17 protein-coding genes and 1 pseudogene are annotated in these 23004 nt (G+C 65.6%); 12 read left to right on the top strand and 6 right to left on the bottom strand.

Annotation, left to right across the window (positions count from 1 at the left end; translation table 11 throughout):
- Positions 1-85 precede the first annotated feature (85 nt).
- Positions 86-886, top strand: coding sequence for a biotin--[acetyl-CoA-carboxylase] ligase (locus ACTG4K_RS01720; protein WP_439112465.1), 801 nt, complete (start codon positions 86-88; stop codon positions 884-886).
- Positions 880-1728 carry an SPOR domain-containing protein gene (locus ACTG4K_RS01715; protein ID WP_439112464.1) on the top strand — a complete coding sequence of 283 codons (849 nt, stop codon included), beginning with the start codon at positions 880-882 and terminating at the stop codon, positions 1726-1728. Before ACTG4K_RS01720 ends, ACTG4K_RS01715 begins: the two co-directional genes overlap by 7 nt.
- A gap of 24 nt (positions 1729-1752) precedes the next feature.
- Here the strand turns inward: ACTG4K_RS01715 and ACTG4K_RS01710 are convergent, their stop codons facing one another.
- The 3 genes from ACTG4K_RS01710 to tkt all read right to left on the bottom strand — a co-directional run bounded on the left by ACTG4K_RS01710 (position 1753) and on the right by tkt (position 7145).
- Positions 1753-3696 (bottom strand): S8 family serine peptidase, encoded by a 1944-nt coding sequence (locus tag ACTG4K_RS01710; protein WP_439112463.1) that lies wholly within the window; start codon positions 3694-3696, stop codon positions 1753-1755.
- Positions 3697-3883: 187 nt separating this feature from the next.
- On the bottom strand, positions 3884-4882 hold the full coding sequence (gene gap / locus ACTG4K_RS01705) for a type I glyceraldehyde-3-phosphate dehydrogenase (protein WP_439112462.1): 999 nt from the start codon (positions 4880-4882) through the stop codon (positions 3884-3886).
- Between the two features lie 148 nt (positions 4883-5030).
- Complete coding sequence (tkt, locus tag ACTG4K_RS01700) at positions 5031-7145, bottom strand: transketolase (RefSeq protein ID WP_439112461.1); 2115 nt, start codon at positions 7143-7145, stop codon at positions 5031-5033.
- Positions 7146-7317: 172 nt separating this feature from the next.
- On the opposite strand from tkt, the gene ACTG4K_RS01695 reads away from it, so the two are divergent.
- From ACTG4K_RS01695 to ACTG4K_RS01665, 7 genes and pseudogenes are all read left to right on the top strand, one after another.
- The gene (locus ACTG4K_RS01695; protein WP_439112460.1) at positions 7318-8046 is read left to right on the top strand and encodes a nucleotidyltransferase family protein; all 729 of its coding nucleotides are present in this window, start codon (positions 7318-7320) and stop codon (positions 8044-8046) included.
- 113 nt (positions 8047-8159) lie between these two features.
- On the top strand, positions 8160-9566 hold the full coding sequence (locus ACTG4K_RS01690) for an aminopeptidase P N-terminal domain-containing protein (RefSeq protein WP_439112459.1): 1407 nt from the start codon (positions 8160-8162) through the stop codon (positions 9564-9566).
- A 4-nt stretch (positions 9567-9570) separates the two neighbouring features.
- Positions 9571-10146, top strand: a complete 576-nt coding sequence (locus ACTG4K_RS01685; RefSeq protein ID WP_439112458.1) for an MOSC domain-containing protein — start codon at positions 9571-9573, stop codon at positions 10144-10146.
- Between the two features lie 40 nt (positions 10147-10186).
- Complete coding sequence (locus ACTG4K_RS01680) at positions 10187-11143, top strand: 1-phosphofructokinase family hexose kinase (protein WP_439112457.1); 957 nt, start codon at positions 10187-10189, stop codon at positions 11141-11143.
- 170 nt (positions 11144-11313) lie between these two features.
- Positions 11314-13614, top strand: a complete 2301-nt coding sequence (locus tag ACTG4K_RS01675) for an NADP-dependent malic enzyme (protein ID WP_439112456.1) — start codon at positions 11314-11316, stop codon at positions 13612-13614.
- Between the two features lie 220 nt (positions 13615-13834).
- Complete coding sequence (locus ACTG4K_RS01670; protein WP_439112455.1) at positions 13835-14269, top strand: ribonuclease domain-containing protein; 435 nt, start codon at positions 13835-13837, stop codon at positions 14267-14269.
- A 51-nt stretch (positions 14270-14320) separates the two neighbouring features.
- A pseudogene (locus tag ACTG4K_RS01665) lies at positions 14321-14716 on the top strand (barstar family protein); the annotation flags it as partial.
- 269 nt (positions 14717-14985) lie between these two features.
- On the opposite strand, the gene rsmA reads toward ACTG4K_RS01665, so the two are convergent.
- Genes rsmA through ACTG4K_RS01650 form a run of 3 tightly spaced genes read right to left on the bottom strand, consistent with a single transcriptional unit; the run spans position 14986 to position 19682 of the window.
- Positions 14986-15780: a 16S rRNA (adenine(1518)-N(6)/adenine(1519)-N(6))-dimethyltransferase RsmA gene (rsmA, locus tag ACTG4K_RS01660; RefSeq protein ID WP_439112454.1), complete on the bottom strand. Its 795-nt coding sequence runs from the start codon at positions 15778-15780 to the stop codon at positions 14986-14988.
- Positions 15781-15811: 31 nt separating this feature from the next.
- Positions 15812-17197, bottom strand: coding sequence for a peptidylprolyl isomerase (locus ACTG4K_RS01655; protein WP_439112453.1), 1386 nt, complete (start codon positions 17195-17197; stop codon positions 15812-15814).
- Positions 17190-19682 (bottom strand): LPS-assembly protein LptD, encoded by a 2493-nt coding sequence (locus tag ACTG4K_RS01650; protein WP_439112452.1) that lies wholly within the window; start codon positions 19680-19682, stop codon positions 17190-17192. The genes ACTG4K_RS01655 and ACTG4K_RS01650 overlap by 8 nt, the downstream gene beginning before the upstream one ends.
- A gap of 213 nt (positions 19683-19895) precedes the next feature.
- Between ACTG4K_RS01650 and ACTG4K_RS01645 the strand changes: the two genes are divergently transcribed.
- The 3 genes from ACTG4K_RS01645 to ACTG4K_RS01635 all read left to right on the top strand — a co-directional run bounded on the left by ACTG4K_RS01645 (position 19896) and on the right by ACTG4K_RS01635 (position 22978).
- Positions 19896-20987, top strand: coding sequence for an aminoglycoside phosphotransferase family protein (locus ACTG4K_RS01645; protein ID WP_439112451.1), 1092 nt, complete (start codon positions 19896-19898; stop codon positions 20985-20987).
- Positions 20988-20997: 10 nt separating this feature from the next.
- Positions 20998-21732, top strand: coding sequence for a 16S rRNA (uracil(1498)-N(3))-methyltransferase (locus ACTG4K_RS01640; protein ID WP_439112450.1), 735 nt, complete (start codon positions 20998-21000; stop codon positions 21730-21732).
- A gap of 70 nt (positions 21733-21802) precedes the next feature.
- A complete protein-coding gene (locus ACTG4K_RS01635; protein ID WP_439112449.1) occupies positions 21803-22978 on the top strand; it encodes an MFS transporter in 1176 nt (391 codons plus the stop codon).
- Positions 22979-23004 lie beyond the last annotated feature (26 nt).

The following is a 23004-nucleotide window of genomic DNA, read 5'->3' as shown; positions in this document are numbered from 1 at the left end:
TGGCCCGGCAAAGCCGGCTCCACGGCTGCCTTGGACAACGTTGTCGCTCTGGTCGGGCGTGCGCAAATGCAACCACTTCGCGCCCATGTCTGAACTGCTGGCCCACGTCGAAGCCGTCTGGCAGGCGGTCGTGCCCGATCTGCCGGGTTTCACGGTCGAGGTGCTGCCCAGCATCGACTCGACCAACACCGAGCTCATGCGCCGCGCTCGCGCGGGCCTCATGGAGCCGTTGCTGCTGGCCGCCGACGAGCAAACCGCCGGCCGTGGGCGCCTGGGCAAAGGCTGGCACAGCCGGGCCGGGCAGTCGCTGACGTTTTCGCTGGCCCTGCCCATGGCCCCGGCCGACTGGTCGGGACTGTCGCTGGCGGTGGGTGTGAGCCTGGCCCACAGCCTGCACCCCGACGTGCGCCTGAAATGGCCCAACGACCTCTGGCTGCACCAACGCAAGCTGGGCGGCATTCTGGTGGAAACGGCCGGCACTGGCGACCCAGCGGTGCGCCAGCGGCTGGTGGTCGTGGGTGTGGGTATCAACATCGCCCGGCCGGACGCTAGCGCCGTGGCCGCCCAGGCACCCACCACCACCCAAGTGGCCGCCATGGCGCCCGCCGGGCTGTCTGAAGTGCTGGTGGGCATGACGGCGGGCGAGGTGCTGGCGCGCGTGGCCCCGGCGCTGGTACGCGACCTGCTGGCGTTTGAATCCCAAGGCTTTGCAGCGTTTTCGCAGCGCTTTGCCCAGCTGGATGCGCTGCAAGGCCTGGCGGTGCAGCTGACCGACGGCACCCAGGGAACCGCCTGCGGCGTAGACACGGCTGGCGCCCTGCAAGTACTCACCCCCCAGGGCATGCGGGCCATCCACAGCGCAGAAGTGAGCGTGCGACCATGCTGAGGTGGGTGATCTGGCTGCTGGTGCTGGCCAATGCGGGCTATTTCGTCTGGACGCAGGGCTATCTGACCCCGTTGGGCCTGATGCCCCACGAAGAGCGCGAGCCGCAGCGGCTGCAAGGCCAGATACAACCCGATACGCTGCGTCTGCTGAACGCGCCCCGCGTGGAGACCGCGCCACCCATGACCAGCCTGGCCACACTGCCCAGCGCAGACAGCCCACCCAGGCCAGCGGCTCAAACCGCCCCGAAAGCCGCCGGCTCCAGCCCACCGCAAGCCGCAGAGCTGGCCACCGAAGCAGCTCCGCCCAAAGTGCAGGCCGCGCCACCACCACCCACGGCAGCGCCAGCCCCTTCACCGGCACCGGCACCGGCACCGTCCGTGGCAGACGCCCGCGCCTGCTGGCTGGCCAGTGGATTCAACGAACCCCAAGCCGACGCCCTGCGCGCAGCACTGACGCTGCTGGATCTGCCGCGCGGCACCTGGCAGCTGAACGAAACCCGCAGCGGCGGCCGCTGGATCGTCTACATGGGCCGCTACGACAACGCCGTGCAACTCGATCGCAAAAAAGCCGAGCTACAGGAACTGAACGTGGCGTACCGCGACGTGTCAGCGCCGGGACTGAGTCCCGGGCTGTCTCTGGGCACCTATTCCAGCGAGGTTGCCGCGCAGCAAGCGCTTCAAAACGTGGCGCGTTCAGGCGTGCGCACCGCCCGCGTGGCCCAGGAAAGGGCCGAGTCCACCAGCTTCAGCCTGCGCCTGCCCGACGCGACACCCGCCCAGCGCAATGCGGTGGCGGGTGTGGGCGCGGCACTGGCCGGCAAGCCATTGCGTCCCTGCAACTGAACGGCGGCCGTCTTGTACACGGCGTCAGGCCGCTGCGCGGCGGCGCACGGCCCTGGCTGTGGCGAGCACCCAGGCCCACAGCGCCAGGCCCCAAAGCCAGCCGCTGGCGCCACCTCCGCCCGATGCCACCGGAACCGCGGCCACCACCTGCACACGGTCGGTGCCCGTTCGGCCCAGGCTGTCGGTCACGGCCAACTGGAACACATAGGTTGCAGCGTCAGCCGCAAGCGCCACGCTAGCGAGTGCGGTGTTGGCAGACGCGATCTGAACGGAGGGGCCTTCCAGCTGCTGCCAGACGAAGCCGGTGATGGTGGCGTCGGGAACGGCCACGCTTTGGCGCCCGTCGAGCGCCAGCGTTGTGCCGGGCCGGGCCGTGGCCAGCGGGGCGATCACCACGGCTGGGCCCAGGGCCAGCTGCATGGCGCGCTCGGCGTCCAGCAAACCGGGGCCACAGGTGTCGGTGGTGCAGTTGCACACGGACTGGGACACGGGGGTGTTGCTGCAAAAAGCATACATCGGCACCTTGGCGATCGAGGACCAGGGACGCACACCCGCGCGCATGCGGTCGACCAACTGGCTTGGCGACAGATCGGGGTTGAGTGACAGCATCAGCGTGGCAACGCCTGCGGCCAGGGGCGCAGAGAAGCTGGTGCCCTGCAAGTAACCGTAGGCATCTTCTGCAGGCACCGCCGTGGTGAGCCCTGAATTGCTGGTGGAATAGAGCCCCATCCGTTCACGCACCGAGCCACCAGGCGCCATCAGCCCGAGCTGGGGGCCGTAGCTCGAGTAGTCGGTTTTCAGACCATCTTGCCGGACAGCCCCCACGGAGAGCACCCGCTGGCAATCGGCCGGGCGCAACAACTGGCGACTGAGGTTGCCGCCCGCCACCACCACCAGCGCACCCCGGGCGGTCACGTCGTCAATGGCGGACTGGTAGAGCGCGTTGGTGGTACAGGGCACGTCGCCGCCAAAGCTCAGGTTGATGACACGCGCCGGGTTGGGGTTGGGCGGCACGCCGGCCACCGGCAAGCCCGCCGCCCAGCGCATGCCGTCGAGCACATCGCTCAGAAACGCTCCGCATTGGCCCGACACGCGCACCGGCAACACTTTGTTGGCCCAGTTGATGCCGGCAATGCCCAGGTGGTTGTTCGACGCTGCCGCCAGCTGACCGGCGATAAACGTGCCGTGCCAGGAACTCGGTGCCACGTCACAGAACCCGGCATTCACGAGCTGCTGCACGGGGACGGAGTTCCCGGTGGGCGTGACCCAGTCGCCAGGGTCGGTGGGGTCGGCATCGCGACCATCGCCATCACCGGCAAACTCCACTTCGCTCACAAAGTCGTAGCCTGGCCAAGTGCGGCCCGCCAGATCGGGGTGCGGCAAGGTGCCGGTGTCCAGCACGGCGACCGTGACGGCTGCACTGCCCGTGGTGAGCGCCCAGGCTGGGGGCATGTTAATGGCCGAGACTCGGCCTGTATCGCTTGTCTGGAGATGCCATTGAAAAGCATAGCCGGGATCGTTCGGGGCGGTTTGCAGCCGTTTGAGCAACACATTGGGCTCCACCCACGCCACATCGGGGTGCAAGCGAGCGCGGCGCACAGCATCTTGCAGGGCCTGCCCGCGCAGTGGCCGTTCAAAACGCAGCAGCTGGGCGTTGCCTGCATCGCCTGCACTGTGCAGCTGCAAACCGGCTTCGCGGGCCAGGCGGGCCACGCGTTCGCGCCCATGGCGGGACTTCTGGTCCCACGCTTGCTGAGCGGGCGCAAAGCCACCACGCCGCACAGACTGCGGGGCTTCAGGTGCCAGCGGCCTTTCTTCGGTGGCGCGAAAGCCGATGATCAACCCAAACGCCACCGAATCGGCCACCGGGACCGGCGGGATCGGTTGGGCAAACAGGGGCCCGGCCGCAGCAATGCCTGCGCACAGCAGCGCAGGGGCGATGAACGCTCGCCAGTGAAAAGAATGCATAGAGCTTTTGTAGCATGAAGGCTGTGGTTGGTCTCGCGTCCAGACCATCTCCCCCGCACAGGCTCACGACCAAGCGCCGGGTTTTGCCGATCAACGGCGCCGGCCTTGCCCAGGTAGCGTGAGCACAAACTCTCAACACAACAAAAAAGCGCCCGAAGGCGCTTTTTTGAACGGGTCCAACGGCGGCTTACTGGGCCACCACGCGAACCATTTCCAGGCACTTGTTGGAATAGCCCCACTCGTTGTCGTACCAGGCCACCACCTTCACAAAGGTGCTGTCCAGCGCAATGCCGGCGTCGGCGTCGAACACGCTGGTGCAGGTTTCGCCACGGAAGTCGGTGGCCACCACTTTGTCGGTGGTGTAGGCCAGCACACCCTTCAGGGCGCCTTCGCTCTGGGCCTTCATCTCGGCGCAGATTTCAGCGTAGGTCGCTTCGCTGTTCAGCTCCACGGTCAGGTCGATCACGGACACGTCGGAGGTAGGCACGCGAAAGCTCATGCCGGTGAGCTTTTTGTTCAGCTCGGGAATGACCACGCCCACAGCCTTGGCGGCGCCGGTGCTGCTGGGAATGATGTTTTCCAGGATGCCGCGGCCGCCGCGCCAGTCTTTGTTGCTCGGGCCGTCCACGGTTTTCTGCGTGGCGGTGGCGGCGTGCACCGTGGTCATCAGGCCGCGCTTGATGCCCCACTTGTCGTTCAGCACCTTGGCCACGGGGGCCAGGCAGTTGGTGGTGCACGAAGCGTTGGAGATGATGGCCTGGCCGGCGTAGGTCTTGTCGTTCACACCGTAAACGAACATGGGGGTGTCGTCTTTGGACGGCGCGGACAGGATGACCTTCTTGGCGCCGGCGTCCAGGTGCTTCTGGGCGGTGACCTTGTCCAGGAACAGGCCGGTGGACTCGATGACGATGTCGGCACCGACTTCGTTCCACTTCAGGTTGGCGGGGTCGCGCTCTTGCGTGAGGCGAATGGTTTTGCCGTTGACGACGATGTTGCCGCCTTCGACCTTGACGGTGCCCTTGAAGCGGCCGTGCACGCTGTCGTATTGCAGCATGTAGGCGAGGTAGTCGGGCTCAAGCAGGTCGTTGATGGCAACGACTTCGATGTCCGCGAAGTTCTGAATGGCGCTGCGCAGCACGTTGCGCCCGATGCGGCCGAAACCGTTGATACCGATCTTGATGGTCATGTCCATCTACTCCTTCAGTTGGAAAAGTTGCAAGTCAGGGAAAACAGTTCAGCGCAAGAGAGCCACCCCAGGGGCACCGCCGGGCCGGCTTTGCCGGACGGCCAGTGCCGCCCCCTTGAGGGGGTAGCGCGGAGCGCTGCGGGAGTGGTCACTTCGCCACCACCGTGCGCACCGTGTCGGCCACGTTCTGGGCTGTGAAACCGAAGTGCTCGAACAGCACCGGCGCCGGGGCCGACTCGCCATAGGTGTCCAAACCCACGACTGCGGCCACGCCGTATTTCCACCAGCCGTCGGTCGAGCCCATTTCCACCGCGATACGCGGCAGGCCTTTGGGCAGCACGTCGGCCTTGTAGGTGGCATCCTGGCGGTCAAACGTGGTGGTGCTGGGCATGGAGACCACGCGCACCGCGATGTTGTAGGCACGGGCCAGCAGGTCCTGTGCCTTGAGTGCCAACTGCACCTCGGAGCCGGTGGCGATGATGACCGCCTGGGCCTTCTTCTTCAGGCCCACTTCGCTGGGCTCGGCCAGTACATAGGCACCACGGCTGATGTCGCCGAGCTCGTGCTTGGGTGCGTAAGGCAGGTTCTGGCGGCTCAGCAGCAGCGCGGTGGGCTTGTTGCTGTTTTGCAAGGCCACGGCCCAGGCCACGGCGGTCTCCGCCGTGTCGCCCGGACGCCAGACGTCCAGGTTGGGAATCAGACGCAGGCTGGCGGCGTGTTCGACCGACTGGTGGGTCGGGCCGTCTTCGCCCAGACCGATGGAGTCGTGCGTGAACACGTGGATCACGCGCTGCTTCATCAGCGCGGCCATGCGGATGGCGTTGCGGCTGTAGTCCGAGAACGTGAGGAAGGTGCCGCCGTAGGGGATGAAACCGCCGTGCAAGGCCACACCGTTCATGATGGCGGCCATGCCGAATTCGCGCACGCCGTAGTTGATGTGGCGGCCACCCTGGCCAGCTTCGTTCTTGACCACGTTGCCCGCCAGATCAAAGCGCAGGTTGGGCGTGGACTTGGTGTTGGTGAGGTTGGAGCCGGTCAGGTCGGCGCTGCCACCCAGCAACTCGGGCAGTGCCGCCGTGAAAGCTTCCAGCGCGATCTGGCTGGCCTTGCGGCTCGCCACAGTCTCGGCCTTGGTGTGGGCCGCGAGCACGGCGTCCACGGCGACCTGGTGGAACTGCTTGGGCAGCTCGCCCTTCATGCGGCGCACAAACTCTTTGGCCAGGGCGGGGAAGGCGGCCTTGTAGGCGGCGAACTGGGTGTTCCAGGCGGCTTCCGCGGCCTTGCCAGCGGCTTTGGCGTCCCAGGCGGCGACCACGTTTTTCGGGATCACGAACGGGGCGTGGGGCCAATCCAGCGCTTCGCGGGTGAGCTTGATTTCTTCAGCACCCAGCGGCTCGCCGTGGGCCTTGGCGGTGTTGGCGCGATTCGGGCTGCCCTTGCCGATGGCGGTCTTGCAGCAGATCAGGGTCGGCTTGTCGGCGCTGTTCTTGGCGGCGGCAATCGCTTTGTCCACAGCATCGGCGTCGTGGCCGTCGACAGCGCGGATCACGTTCCAGCCGCAGGCTTCAAAGCGCTTGGGTGTGTCGTCAATGAACCAGGGTGCGACCTGGCCGTCGATAGAGATGCCGTTGTCGTCGTACAGCGCGATCAGCTTGTTGAGCTTCCAGGCGCCGGCCAGGGCCACGGCCTCGTGGCTGATGCCTTCCATCAGGCAGCCGTCGCCCATGAAGACGTAGGTGTGGTGGTCGACGATGGCGTGGCCGTCGCGGTTGAACTCGGACGCCAGCAGCTTCTCAGCCAGCGCCATGCCCACCGCGTTGGTGATGCCCTGGCCCAGCGGGCCGGTGGTGGTTTCCACGCCGGGCGTGTGGCCGACTTCGGGGTGGCCGGCCGTCTTGCTGCCAAGCTGGCGGAAGTTTTTCAGTTCACCGATGGGCAGCTTGTAGCCGGTCAGGTGCAGCAGCGCATAGATCAGCATCGAGCCGTGGCCGTTGGACAGCACGAAGCGGTCGCGGTTGGCCCAGGCGGGGTTGGTCGGGTTGTGGCGCAGGTGGCGGCCCCACAGCGCGACGGCCATGTCAGCCATGCCCATGGGCGCGCCGGGGTGGCCGGAGTTGGCGGCCTGCACCGCGTCCATGGCGAGCGCACGGATGGCGTTGGCCTGGGTCTGGGCCGACACGCTGGGTGCCGCTGCGACCACGGGGGCGGCAATTGGTGCTTCAACAGGGGCGGTGCTGGTTGGGGTGCTGGCTGCGTCGGACATGGGGAGGACCAATGGGTAGTGGGATGGCGGCGCAAATGCGCCAAACCACTGATTTTATCGGGCCGTTGAGCGGCATCACCCAAACGGTGACCGGGCATGCCGGCAAAATGCAGCGCTCGCAGATAATCCAACCGTTCCAGTTCAACTGGATCACTTCACCGCTGGACTGTTTATGTTGCGCACCTCTCCCCCTTCCGTTCCCGCCATGCTGCTGGCCGCCGGACGCGGTATGCGCATGCGCCCGCTGACCGATCACACCCCCAAACCTTTGCTGCCCGTGCAGGGCAAACCACTGATGCAGTGGCCCATGGAAGCGCTGCTGCGCGGCGGTTTTTCACGCGTGGTGGTGAACACCGAATGGCTGGGTGAACAGATTGAACAGCGGTATGCCGACTGGCCGCAGCAAGCGCCGGGCGCCGACATCGCGTTTTCACACGAAGGCCAGGACTTTGGCTACGCCCTGGAAACCGCCGGCGGCATTTCGCGCGCACTGCCGCTGCTGGGTGACGTGTTCTGGGTGCTGGCCGGTGACGTGTTTGCGCCCGACTTTGCGTTCACCGAAGGCAGCGTGAAGCGTTTCGTTGACAACGGCCACCTGGCCCACATCTGGCTGGTGCCCAACCCGCCACACAACCCGCGTGGCGACTTTGGCCTGAGCGCCACCGGCCTGGCGCTGAACCAGGCCGAAGAAAAATTCACCTACAGCACCATCGGCCTGTACCGGCGCGCGCTGTTTGAAGCCCCATGGTGCGACACCATTCCGGGCAACCCGCAGGGCAAGGCCGAGCCGCTGGCGCCGCTGCTGCGCAAGGCCATGGACGCCGGGCAGGTGAGCGCCGAGCTTTACACCGGTGCGTGGACCGATGTGGGCACACCCGAACGCCTGAAAGCGCTGGGATAACCCCCCCGCACCGCCTGCGGTGTCTCCCCAAGGAGGTGCCACTGGCTGCCCGGCAAGCCGGCTCTGCAGGCGCTCTGGGGCAGACCACGCAGGGCTTCGGCAAAAGTCAGACAATGGCGTCCATGGACACCACCACCCACTTCCATCTGTACGCCGAGCGCCGCGCCCGCGTGGCCGCCCAACTGGGTGCCGGCGGCATTGCCATCGTGCCCACTGCGCCCGAGCGCTCGCGCAACCGGGACAGCGAGTTCCTGTTCCGGCACGACAGCTACTTTTGTTACCTGACCGGTTTCACCGAGCCCAACGCCTGGCTGGTGATCACCGCCGACGGCGAAACCACGCTGTTTTGCCAGCCCAAAGACCTGGAGCGCGAAATCTGGGACGGCATCCGAATGGGACCCGAAGCCGCGCCCAGCCACCTGGGCGTGAGCCAAGCGTTTTCGGTCACCGAACTGGACCAGCGCCTGCCTCGGCTGCTGGAAAACCGCCACACCGTGTGGTACCCATTTGCCACCCACAAAGGCCTGGAAGGCCGGGTTGACGGCTGGCTGCAGGGGGTGCGTGCCCGCGTGCGCTACGGTGCGCTGTGCCCCGAGGTGCAGCGCGATCTGTGCGGTGTGCTCGATGAAATGCGGCTGATCAAGGACGCGCACGAGCAGGGCATCATGCGCCGCGCCGCGCAGATCAGCGCGCGCGCCCACATCCGCGCCATGCAGCGCAGCGCCGCCATGCTGCGCGCCGGGCAAGACGTGCGCGAATACCACCTGGACGCCGAGCTGCTGCACGAATTTCGCCAGCACGGCTCGCAATACCCGGCCTACAGCAGCATCGTGGCCGCAGGCGCCAACGCCTGCGTGCTGCACTACCGGGCCGACAACGCGCCGATTCGCGACGGCGAGCTGGTGCTGATAGACGCCGGCTGCGAGCTCGACGGCTATGCCTCGGACATCACCCGCACCTTCCCGGCCAACGGCCGCTTCAGCGGCCCGCAGCGCGCGCTGTACGACCTGGTGCTGGCTTCGCAAGAGGCGGCCATTGCGGCAACAAAACCCGGCGCCCGCTTTGTGGACCCGCATGAAGCCACCGTGAAAGTACTCACGCAAGGCATGCTCGACCTGGGCTTGCTGGACAAACACCAGGTGGGTACGCTGGAAGACGCCATAGAACACCGCCACTATTTCGCCCACTACATGCACCGCACTGGCCACTGGCTGGGCATGGACGTGCACGATTGCGGCAGCTACGTGGAGCCCTCCGAGCTGGGCACGGTGAGCGAACGCAAAGACCCGCTGAGTGGTGAAACCATCAAGGATCGGCCCAGCCGCATCTTGCGCCCCGGCATGGCACTCACCATCGAGCCTGGCCTGTATGTGCGCCCCAGCGACCGCATCCCGCGCGGGTTCTGGAACATCGGCATCCGCATTGAAGACGATGCCATCGTGACCGAAACCGGCTGCGAACTCATCAGCCGCGGCGTGCCGGTGCAGGCCGACGAAATTGAAGCGCTGATGCGCGGCTGAAACGGTGCGCGTTCTCAGCGTCAACACCGGTACCGCCCGCCCGCTGCGGGTGGGCCACCGCAACGTTCTGTCGGCCATGGGCAAAACCGCGGTGCCAGGCCCAGTCAGCGTAGGCCGGCTGGGGCTGCAGGGCGACGAGCAGGCCGATCCCAGCGTGCACGGTGGCCTGGACAAGGCGGTGTACGCCTACCCCACCGAACACGGAGCCTTTTGGCAGGCACAGCGGCTTGAACAGGGCGCCAGTCTGTTCCATGAGGCCCTGCCGCCCGGCTTCATGGGCGAAAACCTGAGCCTGGCCGGGCTGATGGAACGCGAGGTGTGGATCGGCGACACCCTGCATTTCCCCAACTGCGTGCTGCGCGTAACGGCCCCGCGCGAGCCCTGCTACAAGCTCAACGCCGTGATGGGCCTGCCACAGGCCGGGCGGCTGATGATGGAACACGCCTGCCCCGGTTTTTACCTAGCGGTGGTGCAAACGGGCCCTATTGAAGCTGGCCAGCCTTTCACGCTGGCGCCCGGCGTGCGTGGCCTGAGCGTGCTAGACGCCTTTGCGGCCAAGCGCCTCAAACACCTGCGCTGAATCCGCTCGCCAGCAGGGTGTTTTGCGGTAGAAACACCGCATGTCCAAGCCAACAGCCCCCCTGCGCGTCCTGTGCCTCACCATGAACCCTTCGGTTGACCTGTCAACCGAGACCGAGCGCGTGGTGCCCACCCACAAGCTGCGCTGCACCGACACGCTGCATGACGCGGGCGGGGGCGGCATCAACGTGGCGCGTGTGCTCGAGCGCATGGGCGGTCAGTGCACCGCGCTGTGCCCCACCGGTGGCTCGTCGGGCCAGTGGCTGCAGGCCCGCATGGCGCAAGAAGGCATGCACGGCGTGTTCCTGCCGATTGCCGGTGAAACCCGCGTCAGCTTCACGGTGCACGAACACACCACGGGCGCCGAATACCGGTTCGTGATGCCCGGCCCCACGTTGAGCGAAGCCGAGTGGCAGGCCTGCCTGAGCCAGCTGGAAGCCATGCCCGACTTCCCCGACCTGCTGGTGGCCAGCGGCAGCCTGCCTCCCGGCGTGCCCACCGACTTTTTCGCCCGGCTGGCGCGCCTGTGCCGCAAGCGCGGCGCGCGGCTGGTGCTCGACACCGCCGGCCCAGCGCTGGCCGCAGCGCTCACCGAGGGCGTGTACCTCGTCAAGCCCAACCTGCGCGAACTGGCCGAGCTGTGCGGCCAAACGCTGGACACGCCCGACCAGTGGCATGCCGCCGCGCGTGTCCTGGTGGAAAGTGGCCAAGCCCAGGTGGTGGCGCTCACACTGGGGCATCTGGGTGCCCTGCTGGTCACGCGCGACGGCGCCTGGAACGCACCGCCACTGCCCATCCAAGTGGCCAGCGCCGTGGGGGCGGGCGACAGCTTCGTGGGCGGCATGGTCTGGGCGATGCAACACCACCGCCCGCTGACCGAGGCCTTTGCCTGGGGCGTGGCAGCGGGCTCGGCGGCACTGCTCAGCGTCAGCACGGGCTTGTGCTGCAAAGAAGACGCCCAACAGCTGTTTGCCCAGGTACAAACAACCCCCTTGTGAACGGTCCCGAATCCCGCACCGTTTCCACCGGGAGGGCGATTCCCACTGAAAATGTCATGGCCGCATGAACTGCTACGCACTTCTACGGACTGGGGTTTTCCCACCCGAAGATTTAGAATGCGCAACACGCTTTCACATTGCAATAAATTGATTCGTCAGGAGACAAGCCCATGACCCCGGAAAACAAAGAGAACAAGCGCGCCGAACTCAAGCGGGCCGCGCTCGAATACCACGAGTTCCCCACGCCCGGCAAACTGGCGATTGCCGCCACCAAGCAGCTCACCAACCAGCGCGACCTGGCGCTGGCCTACTCGCCCGGCGTGGCCGCGCCCTGCGAAGAGATCGTGGCCGACCCCAACAACGCCTTCAAATACACCAGCCGGGGCAACCTGGTGGCCGTCATCACCAACGGCACCGCCGTGCTGGGCCTGGGTGACATTGGCCCGCTGGCGGCCAAGCCGGTGATGGAAGGCAAGGCGGTGCTGTTCAAGAAGTTCTCGGGCATTGACGTGTTCGACATCGAAATCAACGAAAAAGACCCCGACAAACTGGTCGACATCATTGCCTCGCTCGAACCCACCTTCGGCGGCATCAACCTGGAAGACATCAAGGCACCCGACTGCTTCTATGTGGAGCGCAAGCTGCGCGAGCGCATGAAGATTCCGGTCTTTCACGACGACCAGCACGGCACCGCCATCGTGGTGGGCGCGGCCATTTTCAACGGCCTGAAAGTGGCCGGCAAAGACCCCAAAACCATCAAGCTCGTCACCTCCGGCGCTGGCGCTGCCGCGCTCGCCTGCCTGGGCCTGTTGGTCAAGCTGGGCATTCCGCGTGAAAACATCTGGGTCACCGACCTGGCCGGCGTCGTGTATGAGGGCCGCACCGAGCTGATGGACGAGGACAAGATCGTTTTTGCCCAGAAGACCGACCAGCGAACCCTGAGCGAAGCGATTGAAGGTGCTGACGTGTTCTTGGGCCTGTCGGCCGGCGGCGTGCTGAAGAAAGACATGGTGGCCAAAATGGCAGCGCGCCCGCTGATCTTTGCGCTGGCCAACCCCAACCCGGAAATCCAGCCCGAAGACGTGAAGGCCGTGCGCGACGACGCCATCATGGCCACTGGCCGCTCTGACTACCCGAACCAGGTCAACAACGTCCTGTGCTTCCCCTACATCTTCCGCGGCGCGCTGGACGCAGGTGCGTCCACCATCACCGACGAGATGGAGATTGCCGCGGTGCACGCCATTGCCGAGCTGGCGCAGGCCGAGCAAAGCGAAGTGGTGGCCGCTGCCTACGCCGGTGAAAAGCTGGCCTTTGGCCCCGAATACCTCATCCCCAAACCGTTTGACCCGCGCTTGATGATGAAGATCGCCCCCGCCGTGGCCCAGGCTGCGGCCGACAGCGGCGTGGCGCTGCGCCCCATCACCGACATGGCGGCCTACCGCGAAAAGCTGCAGAGCTTCGTGTTTGCCTCGGGCACCATCATGAAGCCCATCTATGCGGCGGCCAAAACCGCGACCCGCAAGCGCGTGGCCTACGCAGAGGGCGAAGAAGAGCGCGTGCTGCGCGCCTGCCAGATCGTGGTGGACGAAAACCTCGCCCGCCCCACGCTGATCGGCCGCCCGGCCGTCATCGCCGAGCGCATCGAAAAATTTGGCCTGCGCCTGAAAGAAGAGCTGGACTACGACGTGGTCAACGTCGAACAAGACCACCGCTACCGCGAACTCTGGCAGAACTACCACCAGATCATGGAACGCCGTGGCGTGACCGAGCAGCTGGCCAAGATCGAAATGCGCCGCCGGCTCACGCTCATCAGTTCCATGCTGCTGCGCCGCGGCGACGTGGATGGCGTGATCTGCGGCACCTGGGGCAACACCCAGCTGCACCTGGACTACGTCGACCAGGTGATTGGCAAACGCGAAAACGCCAACTGCTACGCCGCCATGAACGCGCTGATGCTGCCCGGGCGCCAGGTGTTCCTGGTGGACACCCACATCAACTACGACCCCACCGCCGAGCAGCTGGCCGAAATCACGCAGATGGCCGCACGCAAAATGATGCGCTTTGGCATCACACCCAAGGCTGCCCTGCTGTCGCACTCCAACTTTGGTTCGAGCAACCAGCCCAGCGCGGTCAAAATGCGCCAGACCCTGGCCATCCTCCAAAAAGATGCACCGTGGCTGGAAGTGGACGGCGAAATGCACGGTGATGTGGCACTGGATGCCGAAGCCCGGCTGGCCATGATGCCGCGCTCTGCCCTCAAGGGCGACGCCAACCTGCTGGTCTGCCCCAACATCGACGCAGCCAACATCGCCTACAACCTGCTCAAAACGGCGGCTGGCGGCAATATCGCCATTGGCCCGATGTTGCTCGGCGTGGCCAAGCCTGTGCACATTCTCACGGCCAGCGCCACCGTGCGCCGCATCGTGAACATGACCGCCTTGACCGTGGCCGAAGCCAACGTGGCCCGCTGATCGCTTTAGAAAAAGCAAGCGCTAACTTTTCAACACATTTCTCACCGGCGCCCTGCCTGTTTATTCAGCATCAGCTTGCATTTTTGTAACGACTCAGGCACACTAGCACACTTGAATTTCAGGGTTAACCCGCCCATCCGGCACGGGGTCAAAAGGCGCTTTTTAGCGACTTTTGGCTGGTATCGGTGGCGGGTTGATTGCATCAGGAGCAGGGAATTTCATGGGTCTGAAACAGATCCGGACACACAGCTGGCGCGTCAAACGGGTTCTTGGACTCGTGGTGGCCGTGGCGTTGACGGGAACGCTGAGCACCTTGTTGGTGCAAGCTCGGGCACCAGTGCCCCCGTCACCGCTCGACACGTCGACCGCTGTGCTGACGTGGTCCGGTTTGCCCCCGCAAGGTCGGCAGGTGATGGAACAGATCCGCGAAGGTGGGCCGTTCCGGTACGAGAAAGACGGCACCGTGTTTGGTAACCGCGAGCGTTTGCTGCCAAGCCAAAAGCGGGGTTTTTACCGTGAATACACCGTACCCACGCCGGGCCTGAGCCATCGGGGTGCCCGGCGAATTGTGTGCGGCGGGCTGAAGCCCCGGGTTCCTGATGCGTGTTATTACACCGAAGACCACTACAGCAGCTTCAGGCTGATCGTGCAGTGAGCTTAGGTGGTGAGTGGATTTTTAACTTTGACCTTTGAAAGAGACGCGGAGATGGACACGCCACTTCGTAACGTACGCCCCAATATCGTTCAGTCGATTCGCGCCTATGGCGTGAAAGACCTGCAGGCTTCGGCCGAGCAATTGGGCCATCACTTCCTGTATGCCAACCTGGCGAAAGCCCAAAGCAAACAGGACGTGCTGGAGTTGATCGCAGCTCAATACACCTTGCCCGCACACTTCGGCAAAAACTTCGACGCGCTGTACGACTGTATGACCGACATGGTCCACAAGTCGGGGCCGCAGACGGGTTTTATCGTGGTGCTGGAGCATATTCCCGCCCACACCAAGTTCGACAAGGAAGCACGCGAGCAACTGCTCGATATCTTCCGCGACGCCGCCGACTACTGGAGCGACCGCAAGATTCCGTTCCGCTGCTTCTACTCGTTCTCGGTGGCCCGCACGCCCAAGGGCGAAGAACCGATTGAAGTGCAAAGCGAAGAGCCGATGCCCACCGACAAGCTGCTTGACGTGAGCCCTATGGCACTGCGCATGAGCAGCCCGTTCAACGCCGGGTACTGGCTGGCCGCAGCTTAAAGGCTACACCCCCAGCGCTGCCTTTGGCGTCACCCCCACAGAGGGTCGGCACTGGCGGCCGGGCAAAGCCAGTTCCGAGGTGCCCTGGTTGGAATTCAGCCGCTGCTGTCGCAGCGGCTTTTTCACGCCTGCATGTTTGCGGGTATCTGCTGAACGGCCAAGGCCAGAGCAACGTATTCGTGCACCGGAACTTCTTCAGCGCGGCGCTGGACATCGAACTGGCCAGAAAAGCCGCGGGCTTCCAGCCATTTGCCCAGCGTGTTGCGCAGGATCTTGCGGCGCTGGCTGAAGGCGGTCTGCACCAGTTCGCCATACAGACGGATATCCACGGCCGGCGGCTCGGCGAGCGGCACCATGCGCACGATGGCACTGTCGACCCGGGGTGGTGGGTCGAAGCTCTCCGGCGGCACAAACAGCACGTTGTCCATGGCGTAGCGCCATTGCAGCATGACCGACAGGCGGCTGTAATCGGACGAGGCCGGGCTGGCCACCATGCGGTCGATCACTTCCTTTTGCAGCATGAAGTGCTGGTCTTGGACCACCGCCACGTGGTCGAGCAGGTGAAACAGAATGGGCGTGGAAATGTTGTAGGGCAAGTTGCCCACCACACGCAGCTTCTGACCATCCGCAGGGTTCAGGCGGTTGGCCAGGGCGGTGAAGTCGACCTTGAGCACGTCCGACTCGATCACTTCCAGCTGCGCGTGGCTGCGCAAGCGGGCGGCGAGGTCGCGATCGAGTTCGATGACAGTGAGGTGCCCCAGGCGCTCAACCAGGGGCTGCGTCATGGCGGCCAGGCCGGGACCAATTTCAACCATGGCATCGCCGGGCTGCGGGCCAATGGCGTCCACGATGGCGCCGATGATGGCGCGATCGGTCAGGAAGTGCTGGCCAAAGCGTTTGCGGGCAATGTGCTTCATGTGGTGCGCCCGAGGCTGGCGGCGGCTGGCATCACGGTTTGGGTGCTTCGCGGTATTCGACAAAAGCGCGGCTGCGCACGTCCTGGGCCCAGCTTTGCAACGCCTCTTCGGCCTTTTGCTCACGCACCAGGCTGCGGACCACTTCGCGCTGTTCGCGCTGGCTCAGGGTGTTGTCTCGCCGCTCATCCACCCGGATCAGGTGCGCGCCAAAGCGCGACACGAGGGGCTGCGAAACCTCTCCTGGGCGCAGGGCGTTCATCGCTTCTTCGAACTCGGGCACAAACTGCCCTGGGTTGGCCCAGCCGAGATCGCCACCTTCGCGGGCCGATCCGTCCTGGCTGTGTTCGCGGGCCAGCGCCGGAAAGCTGGCCTGCCCGCTGACGACTTGCCCGCGGAACTGGCTGAGCCTTGCCACGGCAGCGTCTTGGCTGAGTTGCGGGCTGATGCGCAACAAGATGTGCCGTGCACGGGTCTGGGTGACCACCACATCGGGCAAACCGGCCTGGCTCTTTTCCAGCACCTTTAGCACATGAAAACCGGCGGGGCTGCGAAACGGCCCGGCGATGCCACCCGCAGGCACCCGCTGAACCGCTTCGACAAACAGCGTGGGCAGGCGGTCGGCCGGGCGCATGCCGAACACCCCCCCGTTGGCGCGCTCGGGCGCGTCCGAGTACTCGCGGGCCAGGGCAGCAAAGTCAAATCCGCTGCGGGCGCGGTCGGCCAAGGCCTGGGCACGTGCTTGCAGTTCACGCACGCGCGCTTCGCTGGCGCCTTCGGGCACCAGCACCAACACATGCGCGAGGTTCAGCGTGAGCTGGCCGGGGTCGACGTTGTTCTGCTTTTCCCGGATGAAATCGTCGATGTCGGACTCGGTGACGCGCACGCGGGACTCGACCTCGCGTTCGCGCACCCGCTGCAGCAGGATCTGGTTGCGCAGGTCGTTGCGCAGGCGGTTGAGGTCCGTGCCCTGCGCCGCGACACGGCGGCGGAAGTCTTCTAGGCTCAGCTGGTTTTGCTCGGCAATGGATTGCTCGGCTTGCAGCAGCGTGGCCTCGTCCACGCGCAACCCCATTTCAGTGGCCTGTTGCAGTTGTGCGCGCTCACTCACCAGTTGCTCTAGCACCTGGCGAGCCAACTCGTCGCGCGCCGGCATGGCAGCACCTTGCTGCGTCAGTTGCTGTTCCACGCGCAACATGCGCTGGCGCACCTCGTTGTTGGTCACCGGCTCCGAGTTAACCAGCGCGACGATGAAGTCGGCGGTCTGTGGCCCGGTGGGCAACACGCTGCGCAAAGAGCTGAGCTGGGTTGAGGAGCGCAAGGTCTGCGCTGTGGCCACACCGCCCCATACCAGGGGCGCGCACAGCAGCAAGACGGCCAGGCGGGACGGGCGGGCTGCAAACAGGAGGTGATCAGTCATATTGTTGGAACCGGCTCGGCGGGTTGATTTCTTCTCGCAGGTACTGGTAGCGGGGCACGTTTTCCTTGAGCGTCTTCAGCGGATTGGACCCGATGCGGGAGAAGCCTGAGAATTCGAGTTGAAACAGGATGCGTTGGTTCGCACTGGCGCTGCTGCGCTGCAGCCGCTCAAGCACCACACGGCCCAGCCAACAACCCGCATCGTACTCAAAGCCGGCGACCAGATCGACGATCTTGCGGTCGGGCACGCTGTAGTTGATACGGCCCACGCTGTACCACTGCCCGGCACCCAGGGCCTGGCCAGGTACACCGTTGCGCACGGGGGTCGCCCACAGGTCGTTCAGCGGCCACTGCCAGCCCATGTCGAACTGCTCGCTGCTGCCGCGCTGCAGGCGGTAGGCGGTGCTTAGCACGCGGTATTTGCTGGGCGTGTAGCGCGCGCTCAGGGTGGTGCGCACCGACTCGCGCTCTTTGGGGTTGAACTGCACGTTGGCGTCCATGGACCAGCTCGGATTCCACTGAATGCGCCCGCCCACCAGCACGTCGCTCAGGCGCTCCAGCAGCGGGTCGCCGCCTGGCAGACCCACAGCATTGGGCAGCACCACGGCCTGGTCGCGCAGCAAAAAGCGCTGCGCAATGCCCAGACGCACCACCTCGGCACCGGTGTTGGGGTCCAGCAGGCGCGAACTGGCGCCCACGGTGAGGGCGCGCGTGTCCGAAATGCGGTCGTTGCCGCCAAAGGCGTTTTCGGTGTAAATCGATGCGAAGTTGAAATCGTTGGCGGCTGAGTCGTAGTTCGGCAGCAGTGCCTGATCGCGGTAAGGCGTCCAGGTGAAAAAAGCCCTTGGCTCCAGCGTCTGGGTGAAGGTGCGCCCGAAGTAGCTGGCGTTGCGCTCAAACACGAGCCCGCTGTCCACGCTGACGGTGGGCACCACGCGCGAGGCGCTCCGGCTGCCTGTCATGAGCGCATCGTCCAGCCGGTAGTGGGCAGCGTGCAACTGCACGCGCGGTTTCACGTAACCGCCGGGCGACTGCCAGTTGCGGCTGATCTCGCCCAAGGCGAGGCTGCGGGTGCCGTTTTGCCGGTCCGGTGCCGCCACCACCGCGTCGGCCCTGAAGCGGGTCATCTCGGTGCGCACCGACCAGTCCCAGCCTCCCAGCCCGCCAATGGTGGCGTCGTTGCGCGCATAACGCACGGCCAGCGAAGGCAGGCGGTCGTAAGGCGGTGTGATGGGCGCTTCCAGGTCTTGCAGGGTTTGCCACTGGTAGGCGCCCGCCTCGACCGACCAGGGCCCACGCCCCCAGTTCAACACCGCTTCGCTCGCCAGCAGGCGCGAGGTCAGCGAGGTGCTGGAACGTGGAAAATCGCGCCAGTAATCGTCGTCGCTCACGCGGTTGAGGTTCAGGCGCAGGCCCACCGGGTTGTCCAGCCCCAGCAGGCGCACACCGGCCTGCTCTTGCAGCCGGTGGTTGTGCTGCACCGAATAGCCCCAGCGGTTGCTGTTGCGCAAGCGGTCAGACGGCATGAACGCGGCGCGCACCTCACCGCTGTAGCTGGGCTCCAGGTAACGAAACTCGCCGCCCAGGTCCACGCCCCGCTTGCTCATGAAGGTGGGGTAGAGCGTGGCGTCGAGGTTGGGCGCCAGGTTCAGGTAATACGGCAGCGTCAGTTCCAGGCCGCTGATGTTGTCGATGTTGATGGTGGGCGGCAACACACCGGACTTGCGCTTGTCGGTGAGCGGAAAGCTCAGGTACGGCGCGCCCAGAATGGGAACACCCTTGAATTCGAGCACGCCAGCGGTGGCCGTGCCAACTTCTTCGGCGTTGTCCAGGTCGATGCGGCTGGCGCGCACCAGCCAGTCGGGCATCCATTTCTGGCCCGGTGTGCGCGGGCAGGTGGAATAGCGGGCGTCGTGCGCCGCCATCTGGTCTTCGTCCAAAAATTCGATGCGGCTGGCATCGCCCTGCCCGCCGTTTTTCAGCAGCGAAAAGGCTGGTTGCACAAAGGTGCCCCGGCTGGTTTCCACGTTGATCTGCAGCTCAGGGCCCTCAAACCGGTTGCCGCTGCGGTTGATAAGCACATGGCCTGCGGCACGCGCATCGTTGGTGGTCTGATCAAATTCCAGCCGGTCGGCGCGGATCACGGTGCCGTGGCGGCGCAGCTCGGCACCGCCTTCAATGACCACCAGCCCATCGGTCTGGCCCGACAGTCGATCACCCGACACGAAGGTGGGCAACTGGCCTTGCACCGCTTTGGGCAAGTTTTCTTGCAGCAGCGGGCTGGACTGCAATTGCGCCCCAGGGGGCAAGGCTTCGTCGCCGTCGCCCGACTGGGCCCACAGCAGGCCCGGCGCAGCCAGGGCACCCAGCGCCAGCCAGGCGAGCAAGCCCCGCACGGCGCGCGCCACCGGCGCCTGCACAAAGCAGGTTTCAAGGGATTTCCCGGCCACAAGGGCAGGGACCGGCGGTGCGGTGCGGCGGTTCAAGGCGTTGGACTCAGAGGGTGAGTGGGGCGGACCCGCGGCAGCAGAGCCTGAAAAGTTCAAAGGTCAGCGGTAGGCTGGCGGGACAGACGCAGGGTGAAAGCGGCTTGCGGAGCCCATTGTGGCGCCCACGGACCGCCCGACACGGGTTTGTAGAATCTGCGGCGATTATCCTATGCCCACACAGCGGCTGTCGCTGTGCACTTGCCCACTCCCATGACCCCGATCCAACCCCTTGTTGCGTGGGCCGACCCCCAGCGCGAAACCGCCTTCAACGCCTGGCTGCACCGCCTGGCCGGCGCCCAGGGCCTGCTGCCCGCCACACTGCGCCCGGCCTCGGCCGACGCCAGCTTTCGCCGCTACCTGCGGGTGGACACGGCCGACGGCGCCAGCCGCATCGTCATGGATGCACCGCCCGACAAAGAAAACTGCCGGCCCTTCGTGCACGTGGCCGGCCTGATGCAGGACGCCGGCCTGCTGGTGCCTCAGATTTTGGCCTGGGACGAGCCGCTGGGCTTCATGCTTCTGCCCGACCTGGGCACGCAGACCATGATGGAGCAAATACAGCCGGACAGCCCTGCCGCCAACCACGCGCGCTACATGCAGGCGCTGGACGCGCTGCTGGCCTGGCAGCTGGCGTCCAAGCCCGGCGTGCTGCCAGCCTACGACGAGCCGCTGCTGCGCCGCGAGCTGCAGCTGTTCCCCGACTGGTACCTGGCCCAACACCGCCAGACCGCGCTGCAAGGCAAAGACGCCGAAACGCTGGCCAAGGCGTTCGACAGCATCGTCAAGCGCAATCTGGCCGCACCCAGCGTCTACGTGCACCGCGACTTCATGCCGCGCAACTTGATGATCCCCGCCCAGCCCGGCAGCACCCCGGCCCAGCAACTCGGCGTGCTCGATTTCCAGGACGCGGTGTATGGCCCCATCACCTACGACATCGCCAGTCTCATGCGCGATGCCTTCCTGACCTGGGACGAAGACTTCGTAATCGACATCACCATCCGTTACTGGGAAAAGGCGCGCAAGGCCGGGCTGATGGACTTTGAAGACTGGCACAGCGACTTCGGCGCCTTCTACCGCGCCGTGGAGTGGATGGGCTTGCAGCGCCATTTGAAAGTGGCCGGCATCTTCGCGCGGCTCACGCTGCGCGACGGCAAGCCCAAATACCTGGCCGACACGCCCCGCTTCATCCACTACATACGGAACACCACGCACCGCTACCGCGAGCTGGGTCCGTTTCTGAAAGTGATCGACCAGGTGGAAGGCTTTGAGGCCGCCTCGGGCTACGCCTTCGGCCGCGTCTGAGCACACCAACATGCCGCGCTTTCACTGCCCCGTCCCGCTGGTCATCGGTACCGAACTGGAGCTGCCTGCTGCGGCAGCCCGCCATGTGCAGGTGCTGCGCCTGCAGCCCGGTGGCGTCATCACGCTGTTCAACGGCGAGGGCGGCGAACACAGCGCCACCATCCTGCGCATGGGCCGCTCGGACGTGGCGGTGCGCGTGGACAGCCACCAGCCCCGTGAATGCGAACCCGCGCGCCGCGTGCACCTGGCCATGGGCATGCCCGCCAACGACCGCATGGACTGGCTGGTGGAAAAAGCCACCGAGCTGGGCGTGGCCAGCCTGCAACCCCTGCACACCGCGCACAGCGTGCTGCGCCTGAGCGGCGAGCGCGCCACCAAAAAGCAAGCGCACTGGCAAGCCGTGGCCACCGCCGCGTGCGAACAGTGCGGCGGCAACCGGGTGCCCAGCGTGCTGCCGGTGGCCGAGCTGGCCGCATGGCTCAAGAGCACACCCAGCACCGACCCCGCAGCGCCGGTGTTGCGTTGCGTGCTGTCACTGGCTGAAGGCTCGCAGCCGCTGGCCACGGTGCTGGCGAGCCAGCCGGCGAACGCACCGGTGGTGTTTCTCAGCGGACCCGAAGGGGGCTTGAGCCCCAGCGAAGATGCTGCAGCCCGGTCGGCCGGGTTTGTGCCGGTCACGCTGGGCCCACGCGTGCTGCGCGCCGAAACCGCTGCGCTGGCGGCCTTGGTGCTCGCCGCCCACTGAAGCGGTCCCACCGGCCGCAGACCCGCACCGGACACCTTGCCACAGCGGGTGGTTGTATAAACACCCGCTTATGAATAAAAACCTCTGGCTGCTGGCCGCCGCGCAAGGCCTGTTTCTCACCAACAACGTGGTGTTCATCGCCATCAACGGGCTGGTGGGCTTGTCGCTGGCGCCGCTGGGCTGGATGGCCACCTTGCCGGTGATGGGCTATGTGGTGGGCGGTGCCTTGTCCACACCGCTGGTGGCGCGCACCCAAAGCGCCTATGGTCGCAAGGCTTCGTTCCAGATCGGCCTGCTGGTGGCATTTGCGTCGGCCTTGCTGTGCTTCTGGGCCGCGATCGACAAAAACTTCTGGCTGCTGGTAAGCGCCACTGTGATCGCGGGGTACTACAGCGCCAACGGCCAGCTGTACCGCTTTGCCGCGGCCGAACTGAGCGCGCCGGACTTCCGTGAAAAAGCGGTGTCGCTGGTGCTGGCTGGCGGCCTGGTGGGCGCGGTGCTGGGGCCCAACCTGGCCAGCCGCACCCGCAGCCTGTTTGACGTGCCGTTTGCCGGCGCCTACCTGGCGCTGGCCGTGGTGGCCTTGCTGTCGATGGCGGTCATGGCGTTTCTGAAATTTCCACCGCTGCCGCCCAAGAAGGCCAACGCCGACCCGGGTCGCCCGCTGTCGGTCATCATGCGTCAGCCCGTGTTCATGGTGGCCACCGCCGGGGCCGCGCTGGGCTACGGCGTGATGAACCTGCTGATGGCGGCCACGCCGCTGGCCATGCAGGTGTGCGGCTTTGAATTTGACGACGCCGCGCTGGTGCTGGAGTGGCATGTGATCGGCATGTTTGCGCCGGGCTTCTTCACCGGCCACCTGATCAAGCGCTTCGGGGTCCTGACCATCATGGGCGTGGGCGTGGTGCTCAACATCGCCTGCATTGCCATTGCGCTCTCGGGCGTGGACCTGCACCAGTTCCTGATCGCGCTGTTTTTGCTGGGGGTGGGCTGGAACTTCCTGTTCACGGGCAGCACCACGCTGTCGCTTCAAGCCTACAGGCCTGAGGAAAAAGACCGCGCACAGGCTGCCATCAACTTTTTTGTTTTTGCCACCATGGCGGTCACGTCTTTCGCCTCGGGCGCCCTCGTCACCACCCAGGGCTGGCAGTGGCTGAACGTGGGTTCGCTGGTGCCGGTGGCCCTCACGGGCATGGCCCTGGCGTGGCTTGCGTGGCTGCGGCGCCAAGCCCACAATGCGGCCTGACCCGGGGCACACCGCCTGACCGGGGC

It is taken from the genome of Hydrogenophaga sp. (assembly GCF_965657535.1).
Classification (GTDB): domain Bacteria; phylum Pseudomonadota; class Gammaproteobacteria; order Burkholderiales; family Burkholderiaceae_C; genus Hydrogenophaga.
The sequence above is the reverse complement of the archived record's forward strand: the minus strand, read 5'-3'. Positions and strand labels throughout refer to the sequence as shown.